Raw genomic sequence first — 20,803 nt, forward strand, 5'->3', positions numbered from 1 at the left:
TTCACCAGCCGGATCGACGCGCGGATGATGTGCCAGTCCATCTTCAGCGCAGGAGCGTCCGGCTCGGGCGGGGCAGGGGGCACCATTCCGCCGATCAAGCGGCCGATCAATGCCACGATCAGCACGGCTCCTGCGGCAATCTCGCCATGTTCGCGGCCAAGCAGCCCGCCGGCGATGGTGCCGAGCAGGATCGCTCCGTAAGTGCCGGCTTCGACGAGGCCGGTGCCGCCAAGCACTTCGTCGGGTTTGAGATGCTGAGGCAGCACCGCATATTTGATCGGACCGAAAAAGCTGGAATGAACGCCCATCGCGAACAGGGCGGCGAGCAGCAGCGGCACGTTGTGCAGCAAGAGGCCCGCCGCGCCGAAGAGCATGATGAAGATCTCCGCCGTTTTCACGAACCGGATGATGCGCGCCTTGTCCATCGAGTCCGCCAGTTGCCCGGCGAGCGCCGAGAAGAGGAAGAAGGGCAAGATGAACAGCGCGCCCGCGACGGCGTTGAAGGTCGCCTCCTTGGTCTCGTCATTGTAGATTGCGTAGGTGGCCAGGATCACCATCGCCGACTTGTAGAGATTGTCGTTGAACGCCCCCAAAAACTGGGTGACGAACAAGGGCAGGAAACGGCGGCGGCCAAGCAGCCGCAGGGACGCTTGCATCGGTTACGGACGGGCTCGGCTTGGCATGGAGGCGGGGTCTAGGCGGGCGGACGCGGCACGTCCAGCCGCAGCCGGCTCATTGCGGCGAGCCGCATTGACCGGACGCGCAGCCTCACCCTCCCCAATCGGCCGCACTCGCGCTACATGGACGGGAACCGATGCTGACCCTCCCAAATCTCCTCACGCTGTCGCGGATCCTGGCCGTGCCGATCCTGGTCTTCCTGCTGTGGAAGCCAAGCCCGATCGATTACGCCATCACCTACGTGCTCTACTGCCTGGTCGGCATCACCGACTATTTCGACGGCTATCTCGCCCGCGCGCAGGGGACCGTGTCGCGGCTCGGCCAGTTCCTCGATCCTATCGCGGACAAGATCATGGTGGTCGCTGTGATCGTGATGCTGATCTCCAGCCGCCAATTCGCCAGTTTAGAAGCGCCAGGCGGGGAGCCGGTCATCCACGATTATCATATCGTGCCAGCGCTGATCATCCTGCTGCGCGAAATCATCGTCTCAGGGCTCCGCGAGTTCCTGGCGGGTGTGCAAGTCTCGGTCCCAGTCAGCCGCCTCGCGAAGTGGAAGACCACCTTGCAGCTGGTGGCCCTTGGCGCGCTCATCCTCGGCGGAGCCGTGCCCGATTTGCCCTGGGTCCACGATGTGGGCCTTGCCAGCCTTTGGGCGGCGGCGACCCTGACGCTCGTCACAGGCTGGGATTATCTGCGGGTCGGCCTCAAGCACATGGATTGAGGAAGGCGGCAGCTCAAGCTACTCAGGATGAGCGGAGATACTTCGATCACCATGGTAAAGCGAGCATTCGCCACTTCGAACGGCGCGGAGTTGGTCTGGTGCGAACTTGGCGAAGGGAGGCCCGTGCTGCTGCTGCACGGACTATTCTCCAACGCGGAGACAAATTGGGTCCGCTTCGGGCACGCCGCGGCGATTGCCGCGAACGGATTTCGCGTCATCGTGCCGGACCTGCGCGCCCATGGCGCGAGCGCTGCGTCGCATGATGCGGCTGACTACCCGCCGGATGTGCTGGCGCGAGACGGACTGGAACTGATCGCCCATCTCGCGCTGTCCGACTATGATCTTGGCGGTTATTCGCTAGGCGCGCGGACGTCGGCCCGGATGGTCATCCTGGGCGCCCGGCCGCGGCGCCTCGTCATCAGCGGGATGGGCCTTCGCGGGATGCTCGATGTGCATCGCCGGGCGGATCATTTCCGAAAGATCCTGACCGGGCTCGGTACCCACCAGCGCGGTTCGCCGGAATGGATGGCTGAAGCTTTTCTCAAGACAACCGGCGGTGACGCCCAGGCGATGCTGCCGCTGCTCGGAAGCTTCGTGAGTTCGACCGAGAATGAACTGCGGACGATCGACATGCCCACCCTGGTCCTGTCCGGCGCCGAGGATCAGGATAATGGCCCGGCCGATGCGCTGGCCGAGCTGCTGCCGAACGGCACTTATGTCGAAGTGCCCGGAAATCACATGAGCGCGGTCACGAAGCCGGAGCTGGGCCAGGAGATCGCCCGCTTCCTAAGTGCTTGAACAGCTTCTATTCAGGTTGTGAAACTATTGCGAAAACAGACTTGTATGAGGATGCATTGATGAAATCCGCCGTTTCCGCTCTTGCCCTCGCGGCCGCGTCGCTCACCGGCTGCACCACTGTAGCCGCGATCCAGGATAGCGCCGCCACGGCTTCCACGACGACAGCGCCCGCCCAGCCGCAAGCTGCCGCCAGCGCGGCCGAGGCCGACGCCTTCGTTGCCCGTGCCGAGAAGGAGCTGGCCGACTTCTCCATCCTGGCGAGCCGCGCCTCCTGGGTGAACTCGACATACATCACGGAGGACACGGACGCGCTCGCCGCGCACTTCGGGACAATCGGGACCGAGATGTCGGTGCGCTTCGCCAACGAGGCGGCGCGTTTCAAGGATGTCGAGGGCTTGAGCTACGACACCCGTCGCAAGCTCGACATCCTGCGCGGCGGCCTTGTCCTGCCGGCGCCAACCACCCCCGGCGCCGCAGCCGAGCTCAACACGATCGCGACCCGGCTTCAGTCGACCTACGGCAAGGGTAAGGGCACGCTTCGGGGCAAGCCCATGAACGGCAGCGATATCGAGGCGGAGATGGGCACCAACCGCAATCCCGCCGAGCTGCAGGAGATGTGGACCAGTTGGCACTCGAACGTCGGAACGCCGATGCGGACCGATTACCAGCGCCTCGTCCAGATCGCCAATCAGGGCGCGATCGAGCTTGGCTACAAGGATGTCGGCGCGCTCTGGCGGTCCGGTTACGACATGCCGGCCGACGAGTTCGCCGCTCTGACCGACAAGCTGTGGGGACAAGTCAAGCCGCTCTACGATCAGCTGCATTGCTACACGCGCGCCAAGCTCAACGAGAAATACGGCGACAAAGTGCAGGCCAAGAGCGGCCCGATCCGCGCCGACCTGCTCGGCAATATGTGGGCGCAGGAATGGGGCAATATCTACGACGTGGTCACGCCAAAGGGGGCCGGGGACATCGGCTATGACGTGACCGACCTGCTTGTGGCGAAGAAGCAGACGCCGCTGCAGATGGTGAAGACGGGCGAGAATTTCTTCTCATCGCTGGGCTTCGCGCCGCTGCCGGCGAGCTTCTACGAGCGCTCGCAGATTACCAAGCCCGCCGACCGGGAAGTGGTGTGCCACGCCTCGGCCTGGGACCTCGACAACAAGGATGATCTTCGCATCAAGATGTGCACCAAGGTCAACGGGGACGACTTCGTCACCGTCCACCACGAGCTCGGCCACAATTATTATCAGCGGGCCTACAACAAGCAGCCGTTCCTGTACTTGAACGGCGCGAACGACGGCTTCCACGAAGCGATCGGCGACGCCGTCGCGCTGTCCATCACGCCGGAATATCTGACTCAGGTCGGTCTGCTCGATAAGAACAAGGTCCCGCCCGCGTCAAAGGACACCGGTCTGCTGCTCCGCCAGGCGATGGACAAGGTCGCCTTCCTGCCGTTCGGCCTGATGGTCGACAAATGGCGCTGGGGCGTGTTCTCCGGCGCGATCCCCGCGAGCGGCTATAACAAGGGCTGGAACGACCTGCGCCTGCAATATCAGGGCATCGCGCCGCCGGTGCAGCGGACGGAAGCGCAGTTCGATCCCGGCGCCAAGTATCACATTCCCGGCAACACCCCTTACACGCGCTACTTCCTCGCCCGCATTCTCCAGTTCCAATTCTACAAGGCGGCATGCGATCAGGCCGGCTGGAAGGGCCCGCTTCACCGCTGTTCCTTCTACGGCAACAAGGAAGTGGGCGCGAAGCTGAACGCGATGCTGGAAATGGGCGCGTCCAAGCCGTGGCCGGACGCGCTGGAGGCGTTCACCGGCAGCCGCGAAATGTCGGGCGAAGCTATGCTCGAATATTTCCGCCCGCTTTCGGCGTGGCTCGAGCAGCAGAACAAGGGTCGCCAGTGCGGCTGGTAATCGCCGCGGCCTTGGCGCTCGCCTGCTTGGGCTCTCCTCAGGCAGCGCTGGCGCAGGCCGTGGAGATCGGGCTTCAGCCGGGTGAGACGCTGCTGAAGATCGAAGCGGAAGGCGAGGCGCGGTCCAGGCCCGACCTGATGGAGATCACCGCTGGCGTGGTCACGACGGCTAAGACGGCTAGGGAAGCGCTCTCTTCGAACGCTGCGCTCGCCAACCGGCTCGTCGCCGCGGTTCGCGCAAGCGGTGTCGAGGCCGGTGACGTACAAACCTCGGAGCTGGCGGTCAGCCCTCAATTCGCGCGGGAGGACCGGGAGCGGGCGGAGCGCGAGGAGACGACTCCGCGCATCACGGGCTACGTGGCTCGTAACCGGCTCTCGCTCGTGCTCCGGGACCTCCGGAAAGCTCCTGACATTATCGACCGCTTGTTCACGGCCGGCGCGAACGAGGTTCAGGGTCCTTCCTTCGGGCTCAAGGATCCGAAGCCGGCGAGAGAGCAGGCGCGCCGAGCCGCCGTCGCCGCAGCCCGCGAAGAAGCCGACGCCTACGCTGACGCGCTCGGAATGCGGATTGCGCGCGTCCTTCGCGTCAGTCAACGCGGCGGCTTCGATACCGAGGAGGCTGGAACGATCGTGGCAACGGGCAGCCGCATCGCGGCGACCCCGATCGAACCTGGCGAGATCGAGACCAGTGTTCGGGTGTGGATCGATTACGCCATGGTGCCGCAGTAAGGCTTGGATTGGGAATTCGAACCGGCTAGGCGGCCCGCGCCGGCCAAGCCTGCCTTTCCCGACCGAATGACCCGAAGGAGCCGCAGGTGAACAGCACTGCGCTGACCATGTTGATTCTGGCTTCGAACGCGGCGGCGCCTGCGCTTCCGCGCTGGAACCCGAAAGCGCCGGAGAACACGCAGGTTCTGCCCGCGTTCAGCTATGCGACTGTCGAGCCGGTGCTGACCGCAGTGGGCGCGCGGTTCACGCGGGTGGGGAGCAACGCCGCGCGCCCGCAGCTCAACGTCAGCTTCGCCAATGGGCGCAAGGCGATGCTGGTGATGAGCGCCTGCGATCCGCAAGGGTCGGCCTGCAAGGCGCTCAGCCTGCAATCCTATTGGACCCGGATTGCCAACTCCCCGCCGGTGAAAACCGCGCAGGCGATCGAGGATTTCAACCGGCGCTATTCCTTCGCAAAGGCATTCGTGGCGGTCGACGGCCGCCCGGCTCTGCAGCGTTACGTGACTGCCGATTACGGCTTCATTCGCGGCAACCTGGCCGTCAATCTGCTCGTCTTCGAGAGCCAGTCCGATCAATTCGCAACCCAGGTGCTGCGCCCGCTGGAAACGGGCGCACGCTAGCTCGAAGTGGCTTGGCTAGCCTGTGGTCAGCCTCTGTCAGCAGCGACCTCGATCCGCGGCTCAGTCGGCGGATGAGGCTCCGCAAGCGCCTGGCTCGCGGCCAGGTCGCAGGCGGTGATCGCGGTTTCCATAACCGAGTTCATGCGTTTGCGGGCGAGCGCCCGGTGCCCGAAGAAGGCGCCGGCGGCCGCCGCAGCGCCGCCGCCGATGATCGCCGCGGTTGCGACGGGGTGCATCTGCGCCTTAAGGGCAAGGCTGGTCTGCCGACTGTGATGCTCCTGATTGCCATGGGTGCGCCCATCCTCGCTCGGCTCGAACAGATTGTCCTCGGCGCCCGGCTCGGGAGGTGTCGCCGTCGACTGCGCGACTTCGCCGCCGAAGGCCTCCATAAGCTTGTCGGTGACCCGCCCCAGCACATTGCCGGCGGCAATCAGGGCGCCGCCGCCGCCCACCACCAACTCGCGCTTGGGATGCTGCGCCGCGAACAGGATTGCTTCGGCAACGAGAGCTGGATCGTAGACGATCGGCGGCACCGTCGCGGGCGCATCCATCTTGTTGCGCGAATGCTCCGGGAAAGGGGTGTCGGTGGATCCCGGTTTGATCAACGTGACCGAGACCGGCGCACGGTCCATCTCCAGCTCCATCCGGAGTGCGTCCGTGAACCCCTTCACGGCATGCTTGGCAGCAGAATAGGCGCCCTGCACCGGGACCGCGCGGTCGGAAAGAATCGAGCCGACATTGATGAGAGCGCCGCCTTTGCTCCGCAGCTCCTCCGCCGCGAACAACGACGCGCTGACATACGCGAAATAATTGACATCGAAGATGCGCCGATGCTCGGCCATGCTGGTCTCATCCAGACGCGCATAGACGGTAACCGAGGCGTCGTTCACCCAAGTGTCGAAGCCGCCATAGGCCTTGAACGCGGCCGCTCCGATCCGCTCGGGCGCGCCTTCTTCGGTGACGTCGATCGCGATGTAGGCGGCTCGCCCGTCGGTGGCCTCGATTTGTGCGGCAGCTTCGGCGAGCGCTTCCTCGTTACGCGCCACCAGGAGCACCGAGGCACCGCCCGCGGCGGCCATGCGGGCGGTCGCCAGCCCGATGCCGCTCGATGCGCCCGTGATAACGATGCGTTGCTCGGCGAGCGGCTTCAGCTTCACAGCCATGGCTGGCAAACTCCTGATCGGACGGGGATTCCTCGCCGACAATGCAGGAGGGCGGGCCCGGGTTGCAGGTCCGCAAAATGTTATCCGTCGACCGTCACCTCACCCACTTCAAGGTGACGCTTGCGCCCCTATAACCGCTCGAGCATGTAGTCCGCGCTGGAAACGCTGAACGCACCCGGCTCTTCCACGAACAGCTGCTCGATGACACCGTTATTGACGACCATTGAGAAACGCTTGCCGCGCTGACCCATGCCGAACTTCGAGCCGTCCATCTCGAGCCCGAGCGCCTTCACGAACTCGCCATTGCCATCGGCAAGCATCGTGACCTTGTCGACCGCTTCGCCCATCCTGGCCCAGGCAGCGAGCACGAACGCGTCGTTGACCGCGGTGCAGGCGATCTCGTCGACACCCTTGGCCTTCAGATCGTCGGCTTTCTCGACAAAGCCGGGCAGGTGCCGCGCCGAACAGGTCGGCGTGAAGGCACCAGGGACTGAGAACAAGGCTACCCGGCGGTTGGCGAAGAAATCCGCGGTGCTGACTGGCTGCGGGCCATCGGCCGCTGCCCTCATCAGGGTGAGGTTCGGAATGCGGTCGCCCACGCTCACGGTCATGCGTTTGATCCCCTGATGCTCAAGATGATGCGGCGCTCTAGCAAGGCCGTCCACCGCGCGGAAGGGCCTTGCCCGTTGCCCTGGCGGCCGGCCAGCGCCTAGAGCCGCGTTTGTGGACGAACCTCGTTTCCTCAGCGGCCAGTTCCTGCTGGCGATGCCCGGCATCGGCGATCCGCGCTTCGAGCGCGCGGTGATCGCGATGTGTGTGCATGACGAGGATGGCGCACTCGGCATCGGGCTTGGGCGTGTGGTACCGCGGATCGGGTTTCACGACCTGCTGAAGCAGCTCGACATCGAGCCGGGTGTCGCCCCGGACGTCGCCATCCACCTCGGTGGCCCGGTCGAGCCGCAGCGCGGCTTCCTCCTCCATACGCTCGATTGGGGCGGGCAGGAGAGCGTGCAGGTGGCCGATCGCTGGGCGTTGACCGCCACTCTGGACATCCTCCGCGCGATTGCGGAAGGGCGGGGTCCATCGCGGTGGATCGCCGCGCTCGGCTATGCCGGCTGGGGTAGCGGACAGCTTGAGGACGAGCTGTGCCGCAACGGCTGGTTCACAACGCAAGGCAATGACCAGCTCCTCTACGATTGCGACGTCAATTCGCGCTGGGAGAACGCCTTCCGCAGCGCGGGCATCGACCCGCGCCTGCTCACCGCCGACTTCGGAACGGCCTGAGTCCACATATAAAGGAATCTTTATATTTGAATTCCGGACGGCCGGCGGCTAAGCGAGCGCCATCGCCCACGCGGCGCGACCCCTCATTCTACCCGGAAGGACCAACCGTGGCGACCCAGCCTGCATCCACGTTCAGCGACTATGTCGTCCGCGACCTCGACCTCGCCGCCTTCGGCCGCAAGGAGATCGAGATTGCCGAGACCGAAATGCCAGGCCTGATGGCGCTGCGCCAGGAGTTCGGCCCTTCGCAGCCGCTCAAGGGCGCACGGATCGTCGGCTCGCTCCACATGACGATCCAGACAGCGGTACTGATCGAGACGCTGACCGCGCTCGGCGCGCAGGTTCGCTGGGCTTCGTGTAACATCTTCTCGACGCAGGACCATGCCGCCGCCGCGATCGCAGCGACCGGCGTGCCGGTGTTCGCCGTCAAGGGTGAGACGCTCGAGGAATATTGGCAATACGTGACCCGGATTTTCGATTGGGGCCGTGACACGACTTGCAACCTGATCCTCGACGACGGCGGCGACGCGACGATGTTCGCGCTGTGGGGCGCGCGGGTCGAGGCCGGCGAGGAGCTGCTGACGCCCGAGAATGAGGAAGAGGAGATCTTCGTTGCGACGCTGAAGCGCTTCATCGCCGAGCGTCCGGGCTACCTCACCAAGACCGTCCAGGCGACCAAGGGCGTTTCCGAAGAGACCACCACCGGCGTCCACCGCCTCTATGAACTCGCCAAGAAGGGCAAGCTTCCATTCCCGGCGATCAACGTCAACGACAGCGTCACGAAGTCGAAGTTCGACAATCTCTACGGCTGCAAGGAATCGCTGGTCGACGCGATCCGCCGCGGCACCGACGTGATGCTGGCCGGCAAGGTCGCAACCGTCGCCGGCTTCGGCGATGTAGGCAAGGGCTCGGCCGCCTCGCTTCGCAATGGCGGGGCGCGCGTGCTCGTCACCGAAGTCGATCCGATCTGCGCGCTGCAGGCGGCGATGGAAGGCTATGAGGTCGTCACGATGGAGGAAGCGGTCACCCGCGCCGACATCTTCGTCACCGCCACCGGCAATGCCGACGTCATCACCGTCGATCACATGCGCGCGATGAAGAACATGGCGATCGTGTGCAACATCGGCCATTTCGACAGCGAGATCCAGATCGGCGCGCTGCAGAACATGAAGTGGACCGAAATCAAGCCGCAGGTCGACGAGGTCGAGTTCCCGGACGGCAAGAAGATCATCGTCCTGTCCAAGGGCCGCCTGGTCAATCTCGGCAACGCGACGGGGCATCCGAGCTTCGTCATGTCGGCCAGCTTCACCAACCAGACGCTCGCCCAGATCGAGCTGTGGACCAAGGCCGAGACGTACAAGAACGACGTCTACGTGCTCCCCAAGCACCTCGACGAGAAAGTCGCGGCGCTCCACCTCGAAAAGCTGGGCGTGAAGCTTACCAAGCTGAGCGAGAAGCAGGCCGGCTATATCGGCGTGCCGGTCACCGGGCCGTTCAAGCCCGAACACTACCGCTACTGAAGGACCTCAATCGGTTAGTGAGCGGCCGTCCGAGACCTTTCAGAACCAGTTCTGCGATCTTTTCGCCTGGTCTTAATCTCGGGTTCAACTTTCTCCGTCAGACCCAGCTGAACTTCGGCCGACTGGAGACGGCGGGCGTGGACGCGACGATCGCGTATAACTTCGCGCTCGGCGAGAACCGGTTCGCGTTGCGCGCCACTGCGAACTGGACGGACAAGCTCAACCAGTTCTTCGATCCGGTGAACCCCGACATCGTCGATCCTGAGCTCGGGGAGACCGGCTTCCCCGAATGGTCGGGCGTAGGCTCCGCGACGTGGAGCAACGGGCCTTACTCCTTGACCTACCGCCTGCAATATATCGGCGAGCAGGCGTTGGCGGGGGTGGAAATCGAACGTCAGGACGTGGAGTTCGGACCAACCGCTACAGCGCCTGAATATTTCGTTCATGACGTGTCGTTCAGCATCGACGCCACCGAGCGCTTCACCTTCTACGGCGGCGTCAACAACCTGACCGACAAGGAGCCCTACCTCAATCGCGCTTCCTATCCGGTCTCGCCGGTCGGGCGCTTCTTCTTCCTGAGCGCGCGCGCCAAGTTCTAACGGATCCGGACTGCGGACGAATGCGGCCGCCGGGCCGAGTCCGTCCGCTCTCCGCTTCCTTTGCATCTTGGTTCGCCCTAGAGCCTGTCGTCGATCATGGGCTCGGTGGAGATGACACGAACGGCGCTGGCCGCGATTGCGCTGGTGTCCGGCCTCTGGCTCGCGCTGGCGGTGTGGCTCGTGATATGGGGCGTCCGGGCAAGTGCGGCCGCTCGTGAGACTTCAGCGGAGCAGGAGCGCTGTCGGGCGCTGCTTGTTTCCGGTCCGGCGGTGCCATTGGTCGCATTCGATGACGGCGCGGTTGACGCTGGCGAGCGGCTCGGCGGCCTGCTGGGCCTGGGCGAGCCGCCGTCATATCTGGGCAGCCTTTCGGCGGGTGAGACCGGCCTTTCAGCCGGAGACCTGGATCGGCTCGCAATCGCCGTTCGCGACAGCGCGGCCACCGGCGGACCGATCTCGCTGTCGCTCCAGGCGCAAGGCTCGGGACGGCTGCTGCGGGTATCCGGCGGCCCGGCGCCTGCGCCATTTCCGGAACGCTCCGTCCTCCTCTGGTTCCTCGATGCGACCGATGCCGAGGCGCGGAGCGGCGCGCTTGGCGGTGAGGTTGATCGCCTGACCGCCGCGCTAGATTCGCTGTCGGCCCTCATCGAGGCTGCGCCGTTCCCGGTCTGGCATCGCGGGCCGGACTTGCGCCTCGCCATGGTCAACAGCGCCTATGTCGCCGCCGTCGAGGCCGAGGACGCGATGGCGGTAATAAGGGCCGGCATCGAACTGGTCGACGAAAGCGAAGGCCGCACGCAGCTCAGCCAGGCCGCCTTGGTCCGCGAGAAAGGGGAGGCGGTTTCGCGCACCGTGCCCGCCACCATCGCCGGCGAGCGGCGCACGATGACCGTTGTCGAAGTGCCGATCGGGGCCAAGGGCGTGGCCGGCTATGCCGTCGATGTGGAGGATCGTGAGCGTGCGCGCGCCGAGCTGGCCTTGTTCGTTCGCGCCCAGCGCGACATGCTCGACCGCCTGTCCGCCGGCGTCGCCCAGTTCAGCCGCGACCGGCACCTCATCTTCTCCAACCAGCCTTTTGCCCGCACATTCTCGTTGCGCGCGGATTTCCTCGCCGACGGTCCCGAGTTCAACCGCGTGCTCGATGCGATGCGCGAGAGCGGCAACCTGCCGGAGGTCCGGGATTATCCGAACTGGAAAGGCGAGCGCGGCCGCTGGTTCACGTCGGGTCTGGCGGCGGTCGAGGAGGACTGGCTGCTGCCGAGCGCTAAGCATTTGCGCGTCGTCGCGCAGCCGCTGCCGGATGGCGGATTGCTGCTGATCTTCGAGGACAGGACCGAGCAGATCCAGCTCGCCTCCGCGCGCGACACGCTGCTGCGGGTGCGGACCGCCACCTTCGACAATCTGTTCGAGGCGGTCGGCGTGTTCGCCTCGGACGGCCGGCTGCACCTGTGGAACAACCGTTTCCGCCTGCTCTGGCAGTTCGAGGAAGAGCAGCTCGCTGCGCATCCCCGGGTCGATGCGCTCGTCCCGCATATCGCGGCCAAGCTCAAGAACCCGAAACACGCGGGGCTGGTGCGCGAGCTGGTCCGCAGCGCCACCGTCGAGCGCAAACAGCGCGGCGGGCGAGTCAGCCTGGTGGACGGGCGCGAGTTCGAATTCGCAGCGGTGCCGCTGCCCGACGGCAACGCGCTGTTCACGATGCTCGACGTGACCAGCAGCCGCATGGTCGAAAGCGCGCTTCGGGAACGCAATGACGCGCTGGAGGAGGGCGATCGGATCCGCACCGCCTTCGTGTCCAACATGAGCTACGAGCTGCGCACTCCACTGACCTCGATCGGCGGCTTCGCCGAGATGCTGGCGGGCGGCTATGCGGGCGAACTCTCCCCGACCGCCTGGGATTATGTCACCGCCATCATGGAGTCGGTCGCGCGGCTGAGCGCGCTGATCGATAATGTTCTCGATCTCACGCAAAGCGAAAGCGGCAGCCTGCTGCTCGCCGAAGAGCAGGTCGAGCTCGCGGCGTTGTGCGACGACGTGGCGGCGGAATTAGCGCCGCTCGCGGCAGAGCGGGGCATCGATTTCGTCCAGAGTCTCGACGCATCGGCCGGCGCGGTCACAGGAGATCGCCGTCGCCTCGGCCAGGCGATTGGAAACGTGCTGCGCAACTCGGTCCAGCACACGCCGGCGGGCGGACGCGTCCTGCTCCACGCAGTCGGCGATGGGCAAGCGGCGGCGATCACGGTCTCCGACAACGGCATTGGGATCGCGCCGGTCGACCAGGCCCGCGTTTTCGATCGTTTCCATCGGAGCATGAGCACCACGACTGGACGCGGCGAGGCGGTGGGCCTCGGCCTGCCGCTCGCCCGCCAGTTCATCGAAGCGCATGGCGGCGCGATTGAGCTTCATTCGGAGCTTGGACAGGGGACCACCGTCACCATCCGTCTGCCGCGCGCCGCGTCGCGCCAGTGACGATCCTGCTGGACAGCGCCGGCGCCACGCAAGCGCTCGGCTCGGCCTTGGCCAAGCTTCTCCGGCCCGGCGACGTGGTCGCCTTGTTCGGCGACCTGGGCGCGGGCAAGACGACGCTCGCCCGCGGCATCCTGCATGGCCTCGGCTTCGACGGCGATGTCGCAAGCCCGACTTTTCCGATCGTCCAGACCTACGAAGATCTCGCGGTTCCGCTCTGGCATGTCGACCTTTACCGGATCGAGGAGGAGAGCGAGTTGGAGGAGCTCGGGCTCGACGATGCGCTGCTGGTCGGGGCGCTTGTGATCGAATGGCCGGAGCGGCTTGGCGAGCGTCTGTGGCCTGCCGCCCTGCGCCTTCATCTGACCGGCGCAGGGGAGGGCGCCCGCGCCTTGACAGCGCATGTTCCGCCCGCTTGGGAAGGGCGATGGCCTCCCCGATGACCCCGCCTGCAAACGCACCTACATTCCTGGCCCAGCACGGCTGGGAGGGGGCCGAAATCCAGCCCCTGGCCGGCGACGCCTCGTTCCGCCGCTACTTCCGTGTGCTGAGCGAGGGACGGCGGGCCGTGCTGATGGACGCGCCACCGCCTCACGAGGATCCGAGGCCGTTCGTAGCTGTTGCCGAGTGGCTCGCGCAGGCCGGGCTATCGGCTCCCCGCATTCTGGCGCGGGACCTTGAGCGCGGTCTGCTGCTGCTTGACGATCTCGGCGATTCCCGGCTGCGCGAGACGCTCGATATTGCTCCTGAGCGGGAAATCGAGCTGTACGAGATTGCGGTCGATCTGCTCGTCCACCTTCATCGCCAGCCGCCCATGTCCGGCCTGCGCCCTCATGGCTTGGATCAATGGCTGGACGAGGTGAGCCTGTTCCCGGACTGGTACTGCCCGGCCGTGGGCCTCGACGTGGATGGTGCCGGCTTTCGCGACGCCTGGACCGCCGTGCTCCGCCCGGTCGCGAACGATGGCCGGGCACCCGTGACGGTGCTCCGCGACTTCCACGCCGAGAATATCATGCTGGTCGACGGGCGCGCCGGAGTGGAGCATTTCGGGCTGCTGGACTTCCAGGACGCGGTGGCGGGTCACGCTGCTTACGATTTGGCTTCGGTGCTCGAAGACGCGCGGCGTGACGTGACCCCGTCCGTCGAGCGGGCGATGCTGAAACGGTACAAAGAGGCCGCTGGAGAAGGGGAGAGGTTCGAAGCGGCTTATTGGGCGCTGGCGGCGCAGCGCAACACGCGTATTCTCGGCGTCTTCACCCGCCTCTGGAAGCGGGACAACAAGCCGCATTACACCAACTTCCAGCCCCGCATGTGGGGTCTCTTGGAGCGCAACCTGGCGCATCCGGCGCTCGGGCCGGTGCGCGACTGGTTCGATCGCCACCTCTCCGCCGAACATCGGGCCGCCGCCTGGGCGCAGGCTGCATGAGCCGGCCGAAGGCGCAACGCGCGATCCGGCCGGAGCCCAGCGGCAAGGTCCCGGAGGTCGCGATGGTGATGGCGGCGGGTCTGGGCAAGCGCATGCGGCCGCTCACCGCCACCCGGCCCAAGCCGCTCGTCGAGGTGGCGGGCAAGGCGCTGCTCGATCACACGCTGGATCGCCTCCGCGCGGCCGGTGTGCGCAAGGCGGTGGTCAATGTCCACTATCTGCCCGATGCGATCGAGGCGCATCTCGCCAATCGGGTGACCGGCATCGAGACGGTCGTCTCCGATGAGCGCGATGTCCTGCTGGAGACCGGCGGCGGACTCGTCCACGCGCTGCCGCTGATCGACGCCGACCCGTTCCTGGTGGTCAATTCCGACAATCTGTGGGTCGACGGCCCGGTCGATTCTCTGCGCCTGCTGGCTTCCGGGTGGGACGATGCGAGGATGGATGCCCTGCTGCTGCTGGTCCCACTCGCTCGCGCCAATTGCCACACCGGCAACGGCGATTTCCACCTGAGCGCCACCGGCACGATCCGCCGCAAGCGCCCGGGCGCGGTCGCTCCTTACGTCTATACCGGCATCCAGATCATCTCCAAGCGGCTGTTCGAGGTCGAGCTTCCCAAGGGCGCCTTTTCGACGAACCTGCTGTGGGACCACGCCATCGCCGAAGGGCGCTGCTTCGGTGCGGTGCACCAAGGCCTCTGGTTCGATGTCGGCGCGCCGCCCAACATCAAGCGGACGGAAGAGATATTGAGTTCGGTGTAGCGTTCAGCTTCTGTCTCCGTTCGGCCTGAGCCCGTCTAACGCCGCCACTTCTTCCCTCCGCTTGCCAGAAGAAAAGGGGCAGCCTGCGACAAGCTCAGGCCGAACGGTTTGAAGTTGATCAACTCAGGCGAGAGTCCCACTACCTTCCAATGTCCCGGCCCGCCGTCTTCACCATCCCGCCGCACCGGGCCTTTGCCGATGCGCTCGCGGCGGGGCTGACGGCGCGATACGGGGCCGACAAGACTGGGCTCGCGCAAGGCGTGATCCTGGTGCCCAACAACCGCGCCGGCCGGGCGATCACCGATGCTTTCGTAAGGCGCTCTGGAGGCGGCTTGCTGCTGCCTCGTCTGGTCCCGATCGGCGACCCTGATCTGGACGAGCGGATCGGCGGCGCGCTGGAGCCGCTGGACGGATCGGATCCGATCCCGCCCGCCATCGATCCGACCGAACGGCTGATGCTGCTGGCCGCCCTGGTCCAACGCCAAAGCCCGGCTGAGATCGATGCGGCCGAGGCGCTGCGGCTCGCTGTCGATCTGGCGCGCACGCTCGACCAGCTCCTCGTCGAGCAGGTCGATCCGCAACGGCTGCGGGAGTTCGCCGCTGAGCTGCCCGACCTGTCGCTCCACTGGCAGGCTTCGCTCGACCGTTTGACGGTGATCCTCGACGCCTGGCCCGCTTTGCTGCGCGAGCGCGGGCGGATCGATCTTGCCGAGCGCCGCAATCGCCTGCTTGCCGCCGTCGCGAAACGATGGCGAGTGAGCCCGCCCCGGGGCTTCGTCGTGGCGGCCGGGATCAGCACGGCCGCGCCTGCGGTCGCCGGGCTGCTGAAGGTCGTCTCGCGCCTGCCGGACGGAGCCGTCCTGCTGCCGGCGCTCGATACCGGCATGCCGGCCCATGAATGGGAGGCGCTCGGGCCGCATGAGCCGGATCCGGTCACCGGCCGGCGGCGCCCCTCGATCGAAACTCACCCGCAATTCCACTTGAAGCTGCTGCTCGACCGGATGGGCGTGGGCCGTGGCGAGGTCGAGCGCTGGCGCTGGGGCGGCGGTCGGGACGCGCCGGCGGTGCGCAGCCGGGCCGTGGCGAACGCCATGGCGCCCGCTTACTACACGGCCAAGTGGCAGGATCTTGCTCCAGCCGAGCGTCGGCTGACCGGAGTGCGTGCGAGCGAGGTGGCCGATCCCGCAGAGGAAGCGCAGGTGATCGCGATTGCGCTCCGCGAGGCCTTGGAGTCTCCGGGCCGCACCGCCGCCCTGGTCACGCCCGACCGCGATCTCGCCCGGCGTGTTTCTGCTCATCTCGGGCGCTGGGGCATCGTCGCGGATGACAGCGCCGGCCGACCGCTCTCCCAGACCCCGCCCGGCACCTTGCTCATCGCGCTGGCGACGGCGGGGGCGGAGCGGTTCGCGCCGGTGCCCTTGCTCGCTTTGCTGAAGCACCCGCTGGTGATGAAAGGGGAAGGGCGGCTAGACTGGCTGGACGGCGTGCGCACGCTCGATCTGGCTTTGCGTGGGCCGCGCCCCCCCGCCGGGCTGGCTGGATTGAGCGAGTTTCTGGCGGACTGGAGCGGCCGGCCGGGCGAGTTGCGCAAGCGCGCAGCGGGATGGTGGCGCGAGGCGCGTGTGCTGCTGCGGCCGCTGGAGCGGGCATTTTCGGTCGAGCGGCCCACCTTGTCCGGGCTGGTGGTGGCGCTGCGCGAGGCGGCTTCCGCTTTGTCGGGCGAGCAGGTCTGGGCCGGGCCGGCGGGCCGCGCCGCCGCCGAGCTGTTCGCCGCCGCCGAGCCCGCCGCGCTGCACGGCCCCGGGCGCCTCAGGCCCGCCAACCTGCCCGCCTTGCTTGAGCAGCTGATGAGCGCCGTCGCGGTCCGGCCACCTTACGGCCAGCATCCGCGCATCTTCATCTGGGGCCTGCTCGAGGCGCGGCTGCAGCATGCCGACCTGATGGTCCTGGCCGGCCTCAACGAGGGCACATGGCCCGCGCAGCCGACTCCGGACCCATGGCTCGCCCCGCGGCTGCGGCACGAGTTCGGCCTGCCCTCGCTCGAGCGCCGGATCGGCCTTTCGGCGCACGATTTCGCGAGCGCGCTCGGCGGCCGCGAAGTGCTGGTCACCCGCGCTCGCCGGGACAAGCGAGCCCCTGCAGTCGCCTCCCGTTTCTGGCTGCGACTGGAGGCGATGACGGGCGGCCTGACCCGTTCGCCGCTTCACAAAAGCTGGGCGGCGGCGATCGACAAGCCGGCCCGCTACGCTCCGGCAGCACGCCCCGCGCCGTCGCCGCCGGTCAGGCTGCGGCCGACGCGGATTGCCGTCACGGACGTCGACCGGCTCAAGGCCGATCCGTTCGCATTCTACGCGAAGAAGATGCTCGGTCTCGGCGCGCTCGATGGAATCGATGCGGATCCGAGCCCCGCCTGGCGCGGCAGCGCGGTCCACCACGTGCTCGAAGCCTGGATGAAGCAGGATCGGTGCGATCCGGCCAAGCTCCGTCCCCGTGCGGAGGCGCTGCTGGCCGGGGCCGACGCCCATCCGCTGATGCGCGCTTTGTGGCAGCCGCGCCTCCTGGAAGCGATCGACTGGATCGCCGAGCAGGTCGCCCGAAACCGGGAGCAGGACCGGCTTCCGCTCCGGGCCGAAGCGTTCGGGGAATGCAAGCTGGAGGGGATCGAACTCTACGGCATTGCCGACCGGATCGACCGACTGGCCGACGGCTCGCTTGCCATCGTCGACTACAAGACCGGCAAGGCGCCGAGCGGCAAGGCGGTGCGGGAAGGCTATTCGATGCAGCTCGGCCTGCTCGGCCTGATCGCGGAGCATGGCGGCTTCAAGGAGGTGGCGGGCACGCCAAGCTGCTTCGAATATTGGTCTCTGGCTAAGGATCGCGGCAAGCTTGGCCACCTGACCAGCCCAGTGGGGGGGAAGACCGGCCTCGACGCCGCCGACTTCACCACGCTCGCCGCGCGCCAGTTCATCGCGGCGGCCCGCGAGTGGCTGACCGGAGAGGCGCCTTTCACCGCCAAGCTTCACCCGGAATACGCGCCCTATGGCGATTACGACCAGCTTATGCGCCTCGACGAATGGTATGGCCGCGAGGACAGGGCTGAACACGCGCCAGGCACTACCTAGAGAGCCCAGCACGGAGGAGTTATCTCCGCGGCGGCGGTGTCGCGAAGAGCTTGCGCAGGAACACGGTTTCCACCTCCCGCCGCAAGTCGTTGTTGGGCTTCTTGAGGAAGCCGTGGCCCTCGTCGGCGAAGAGGACGTACCAGGTCTCGACACCGTTGGCGCGCAGCCGGGCGACGACCTGGTCGGACTCGAACTGCGGCACGCGCGGATCGTTCGCGCCCTGCATCACCAGCATCGGCTTCTTGATTTTGGCGACGTTGGCCATCGGGTTGATCCGGGCGAACACCGCCTTCATTTCGGGCGTGCGCTCGTCGCCATATTCGGCGCGGCGATTGTCGCGGCGATAGGCTTCGGTCCGCTCCAGGAAGGTCGTGAAATCGCTGATGCCGTAGCGCTCGACACCGCCCACCAGCCTGTCCGAATAGTGGGTCATCGAGGCCAGCGACATATAGCCGCCATAGCTCTGACCATAGACGACCACGCGCTTGGGATCGAGATCGGGCTGGGTCGCGATCCAGTCGAGCAGGGCCCCGATGTCCTTGACGCTGTCCTCGCGCTTGGGGCCGTTGTCCGCGTTGAGGTAGGTCTTGCCGTAACCCTCGCTGCCGCGGACGTTGGGCAGGATCACGGTCGCTCCGAGTGTGCCGGCGAAATATTGCGCGCCGGGGTTCCAGGCGCCGCGGGTCTGCGCTTCCGGCCCGCCGTGGATGTCGATGATCACCGGCGTCCTGACGCCCGCATTGGTGCCCTTGGGCCGGTAAACGAAGGCGGGGACGGACTGGCCGTCGAACGAGCGGTAGCGGATCAGCTTGGGCTCCGCGAGGGAAGCCGGGTCGATCCCGCCCAGCTCGGAACGCGTCCAGCGGGTCAGCGCGCGGCCGGCCACATCCCAGCTCCACACGTCCCCCGCGGTGGTTGCACCGGAGAGGCTGATCGCGAGCTTGCCGCCGTCCGGCGAGAAGCCGAGGCCGGTGATCACACCGCGCGGGAGTTCGGGCTGCGCACCGGCATTGCTGGCGCGGTCGAGCACCGTCAGCTTCGAAAAGCCGTCCTCGTTCACGGCATAAGCAAGAGTGCGGCCGTCGTCGCTCAGCTCATATTGTTCGACGTCCCATTTCAATGCGGGGCTGAGCACCGTCCCGGCGCCGCTCGCGTGTTCGATCTCCGCCAGCCGCAGATACTCGCTGTCGGCATCGGTGATGACGATCACACCCCGGCCGTCCGGCGTGAAGCGGGCCTCCTGGAACCGGGCCGGCTTGGCCGTGAAGGCAAGCTCTTCGGCCTTGCCGGTTGCCAGATCGAGCACGGACAGACGGTTCTCGCGATTGGATATGCCGCGCGAGAGTAGCAGCCGCTTCCCATCCGGCGACACATCGACGGGTCCAATCGAGCCCTGGCCTTGATAAGCGACCCGGCGCGACGCCGGACGGTTCGGATCGGCGGTCAGGATTGCATAATCGGCTGAGCCCTTGACGGCGCGCGACCAGGCCATCAGCCGCCCGTCCTTGCTGAACACGGGCGACTGGTTGCGCGTGTCGGGCTCGGTGAACTGCACGGGCTCGCCCTCCAGCCCCATCGCATAAAGCTGGAACCACTCGTCCCCGCCCGTGTCGCGGGTGAGCAGTAAGCGGTTGCTGCCGGGGATCGCCCAGGCGCCGCCGACCGGCTCGGAGAAGAAGGTGAGCTGGGCGCGGTCCCCGCCGGGCGCTACGACGCGGTGGAGCTGGTTGGTGGCGCCGAACCGGGTCGTGATCAGCATCGATCCGTCCGGCAGCCAATCCTCGAACGCGGCCGCGCGGTAGTTCTGATAACGCTGAACGTCGGCTGATATGTCGCCCGGGATCGGAGGCACGTTTTCCAGCGTGGCATTCCCGACTTGCCGCTTCTGAACGGCCGCCGGTGTCTGAGCGGAGGCGGGAAGGGCGATGGTGGCGAGCAGGAGACTCGCGAGCAGGATTGGACGCATGTTGGCCTAGTAAACGGGCTCGAGCAGTCCCTCAATCACATGGTGCTGCACGACTGTCTCAAGTTGATCCACGAGACGGTAGGTGAGGTGCTCGAGCACGCGCGGCGGCAGAGTAGCGGCGTAGCCCCGGGTGACCTGCAGGTCGTGATGAGCGGCATTGTTCGCGTCGGGCGCGTCGACTCCAACCACCAGAACGGGGCGTGCCCGGTCGGAGCGGTTGGCGGTGCCGCGATGGATGGTGAGGGCCGAGCGGGCCGAGATGTCGCCGCGCTGGGCCATCTTGACCACCTTACGTGCTTCGTAGCGGGGCCACAGAACCTTGTCGGGGAACATGCCTGCGGGCGGACCGGGAAACTGGTCCCAGTGCGTCCCGAGCGCGATCTCGAACGGGCCCATTTCGGGGATGGTATCGACGGCGGTCAGGTTGAACGCGAGGCTGTTGAGCCTTCGACCCTTGGTGGTGGCTTCGGGCACGGCGAAGTCACGGTGCCAGGGCTGGTCGGCGGCGCCCGGGAAGGGGATGTCGAACCCGATCTCCACGATCCGGTAATCCGGTCCGAGCACCGCCTCGCAAACCGCAACGAACCAGGGATGAGTGACGATGTCGACGAAGCCGCGAATCCGCTCGGGCTGCACCTCGACATAGAAGCGCTGCGGGCCGCGTGGCAGAGCTCCGCCGGGAACCGCCCTGGCTTCCGCATAAAGGGTCTCGATGTCCTCGCGCATGCGATCGGCCCATTCGGGGCTGAACGCGCCTTTCAGGCCGATGATGCCGTCGCCGTAAAGCCCGCCCATCAGGTCGGCGGGCTCGTAGACCGGAGATGCGCTGTTCATGACCACAGAATAATCCACTCCGCGTCTGGAAGCGAGCCGCTTTGAATCGTCAACTCGCGCAAACCGCAGGTCTTTCTTAATCTGTTGTCGGCATCGTCGGGAGCAAGGGTGGGATCAAACGGAGCGGGCGACTCGCTCCGATGAGTTGGAGTTGGTCCGATGTTCTCGATGTCCCGCCCCGCCGCAGGCCTG

18 protein-coding genes are annotated in these 20,803 nt (G+C 66.5%); 13 read left to right on the top strand and 5 right to left on the bottom strand.

The window, feature by feature from the left end:
- Positions 1–656 (bottom strand): MFS transporter (locus VF631_RS02635; protein ID WP_431848716.1); only part of this gene is annotated, 656 nt, incomplete at its 3' end.
- Between the two features lie 158 nt (positions 657–814).
- Here VF631_RS02635 and VF631_RS02640 point away from each other — a divergent pair.
- From VF631_RS02640 to VF631_RS02660, 5 genes are all read left to right on the top strand, one after another.
- Entirely contained in the window at positions 815–1,399 is a 585-nt protein-coding gene (locus VF631_RS02640; protein ID WP_431848717.1) for a CDP-alcohol phosphatidyltransferase family protein, read from the top strand.
- A gap of 27 nt (positions 1,400–1,426) precedes the next feature.
- Positions 1,427–2,197, top strand: a complete 771-nt coding sequence (locus VF631_RS02645; protein WP_431848718.1) for an alpha/beta fold hydrolase — start codon at positions 1,427–1,429, stop codon at positions 2,195–2,197.
- A 59-nt stretch (positions 2,198–2,256) separates the two neighbouring features.
- Positions 2,257–4,122: a M2 family metallopeptidase gene (locus VF631_RS02650; RefSeq protein WP_431848719.1), complete on the top strand. Its 1,866-nt coding sequence runs from the start codon at positions 2,257–2,259 to the stop codon at positions 4,120–4,122.
- Positions 4,110–4,850: an SIMPL domain-containing protein gene (locus VF631_RS02655; protein ID WP_431848720.1), complete on the top strand. Its 741-nt coding sequence runs from the start codon at positions 4,110–4,112 to the stop codon at positions 4,848–4,850. Before VF631_RS02650 ends, VF631_RS02655 begins: the two co-directional genes overlap by 13 nt.
- 86 nt (positions 4,851–4,936) lie before the next feature.
- Positions 4,937–5,470: a YbjN domain-containing protein gene (locus tag VF631_RS02660; protein WP_431848721.1), complete on the top strand. Its 534-nt coding sequence runs from the start codon at positions 4,937–4,939 to the stop codon at positions 5,468–5,470.
- Between the two features lie 26 nt (positions 5,471–5,496).
- Here VF631_RS02660 and VF631_RS02665 read toward each other — a convergent pair whose 3' ends face one another.
- Positions 5,497–6,633 (bottom strand): SDR family oxidoreductase, encoded by a 1,137-nt coding sequence (locus tag VF631_RS02665; RefSeq protein WP_431848722.1) that lies wholly within the window; start codon positions 6,631–6,633, stop codon positions 5,497–5,499.
- 128 nt (positions 6,634–6,761) lie between these two features.
- The gene (locus VF631_RS02670) at positions 6,762–7,244 is read right to left on the bottom strand and encodes a peroxiredoxin (protein ID WP_431848723.1); all 483 of its coding nucleotides are present in this window, start codon (positions 7,242–7,244) and stop codon (positions 6,762–6,764) included.
- 112 nt (positions 7,245–7,356) lie between these two features.
- Here VF631_RS02670 and VF631_RS02675 point away from each other — a divergent pair, with 112 nt between their 5' ends.
- From VF631_RS02675 to addB, 8 genes are all read left to right on the top strand, one after another.
- Positions 7,357–7,917 (top strand): YqgE/AlgH family protein, encoded by a 561-nt coding sequence (locus VF631_RS02675; RefSeq protein WP_431848724.1) that lies wholly within the window; start codon positions 7,357–7,359, stop codon positions 7,915–7,917.
- A 107-nt stretch (positions 7,918–8,024) separates the two neighbouring features.
- On the top strand, positions 8,025–9,437 hold the full coding sequence (gene ahcY / locus VF631_RS02680; protein WP_431848725.1) for an adenosylhomocysteinase: 1,413 nt from the start codon (positions 8,025–8,027) through the stop codon (positions 9,435–9,437).
- 17 nt (positions 9,438–9,454) lie between these two features.
- Positions 9,455–10,036: a TonB-dependent receptor domain-containing protein gene (locus VF631_RS02685; RefSeq protein WP_431848726.1), complete on the top strand. Its 582-nt coding sequence runs from the start codon at positions 9,455–9,457 to the stop codon at positions 10,034–10,036.
- Positions 10,037–10,132: 96 nt separating this feature from the next.
- Positions 10,133–12,505: an ATP-binding protein gene (locus tag VF631_RS02690; protein WP_431848727.1), complete on the top strand. Its 2,373-nt coding sequence runs from the start codon at positions 10,133–10,135 to the stop codon at positions 12,503–12,505.
- Positions 12,502–12,945 carry a tRNA (adenosine(37)-N6)-threonylcarbamoyltransferase complex ATPase subunit type 1 TsaE gene (tsaE, locus tag VF631_RS02695; protein ID WP_431848728.1) on the top strand — a complete coding sequence of 148 codons (444 nt, stop codon included), beginning with the start codon at positions 12,502–12,504 and terminating at the stop codon, positions 12,943–12,945. Before VF631_RS02690 ends, tsaE begins: the two co-directional genes overlap by 4 nt.
- Positions 12,942–13,928, top strand: coding sequence for an aminoglycoside phosphotransferase family protein (locus VF631_RS02700; RefSeq protein ID WP_431848754.1), 987 nt, complete (start codon positions 12,942–12,944; stop codon positions 13,926–13,928). Before tsaE ends, VF631_RS02700 begins: the two co-directional genes overlap by 4 nt.
- Positions 13,925–14,689: a nucleotidyltransferase family protein gene (locus VF631_RS02705; protein WP_431848729.1), complete on the top strand. Its 765-nt coding sequence runs from the start codon at positions 13,925–13,927 to the stop codon at positions 14,687–14,689. The genes VF631_RS02700 and VF631_RS02705 overlap by 4 nt, the downstream gene beginning before the upstream one ends.
- A 149-nt stretch (positions 14,690–14,838) precedes the next feature.
- Positions 14,839–17,811, top strand: coding sequence for a double-strand break repair protein AddB (addB, locus tag VF631_RS02710; RefSeq protein ID WP_431848730.1), 2,973 nt, complete (start codon positions 14,839–14,841; stop codon positions 17,809–17,811).
- A 19-nt stretch (positions 17,812–17,830) separates the two neighbouring features.
- Here addB and VF631_RS02715 read toward each other — a convergent pair whose 3' ends face one another.
- Together VF631_RS02715 and VF631_RS02720 are read right to left on the bottom strand one after the other, a co-directional pair.
- Entirely contained in the window at positions 17,831–19,777 is a 1,947-nt protein-coding gene (locus VF631_RS02715; protein ID WP_431848731.1) for an alpha/beta fold hydrolase, read from the bottom strand.
- Positions 19,778–19,783: 6 nt separating this feature from the next.
- Positions 19,784–20,611 (bottom strand): phytanoyl-CoA dioxygenase family protein, encoded by an 828-nt coding sequence (locus VF631_RS02720; protein WP_431848732.1) that lies wholly within the window; start codon positions 20,609–20,611, stop codon positions 19,784–19,786.
- Positions 20,612–20,803: the final 192 nt, after the last annotated feature.

This window comes from Allosphingosinicella sp., assembly GCF_036387615.1.
Classification (GTDB): Bacteria; Pseudomonadota; Alphaproteobacteria; order Sphingomonadales; family Sphingomonadaceae; genus Allosphingosinicella.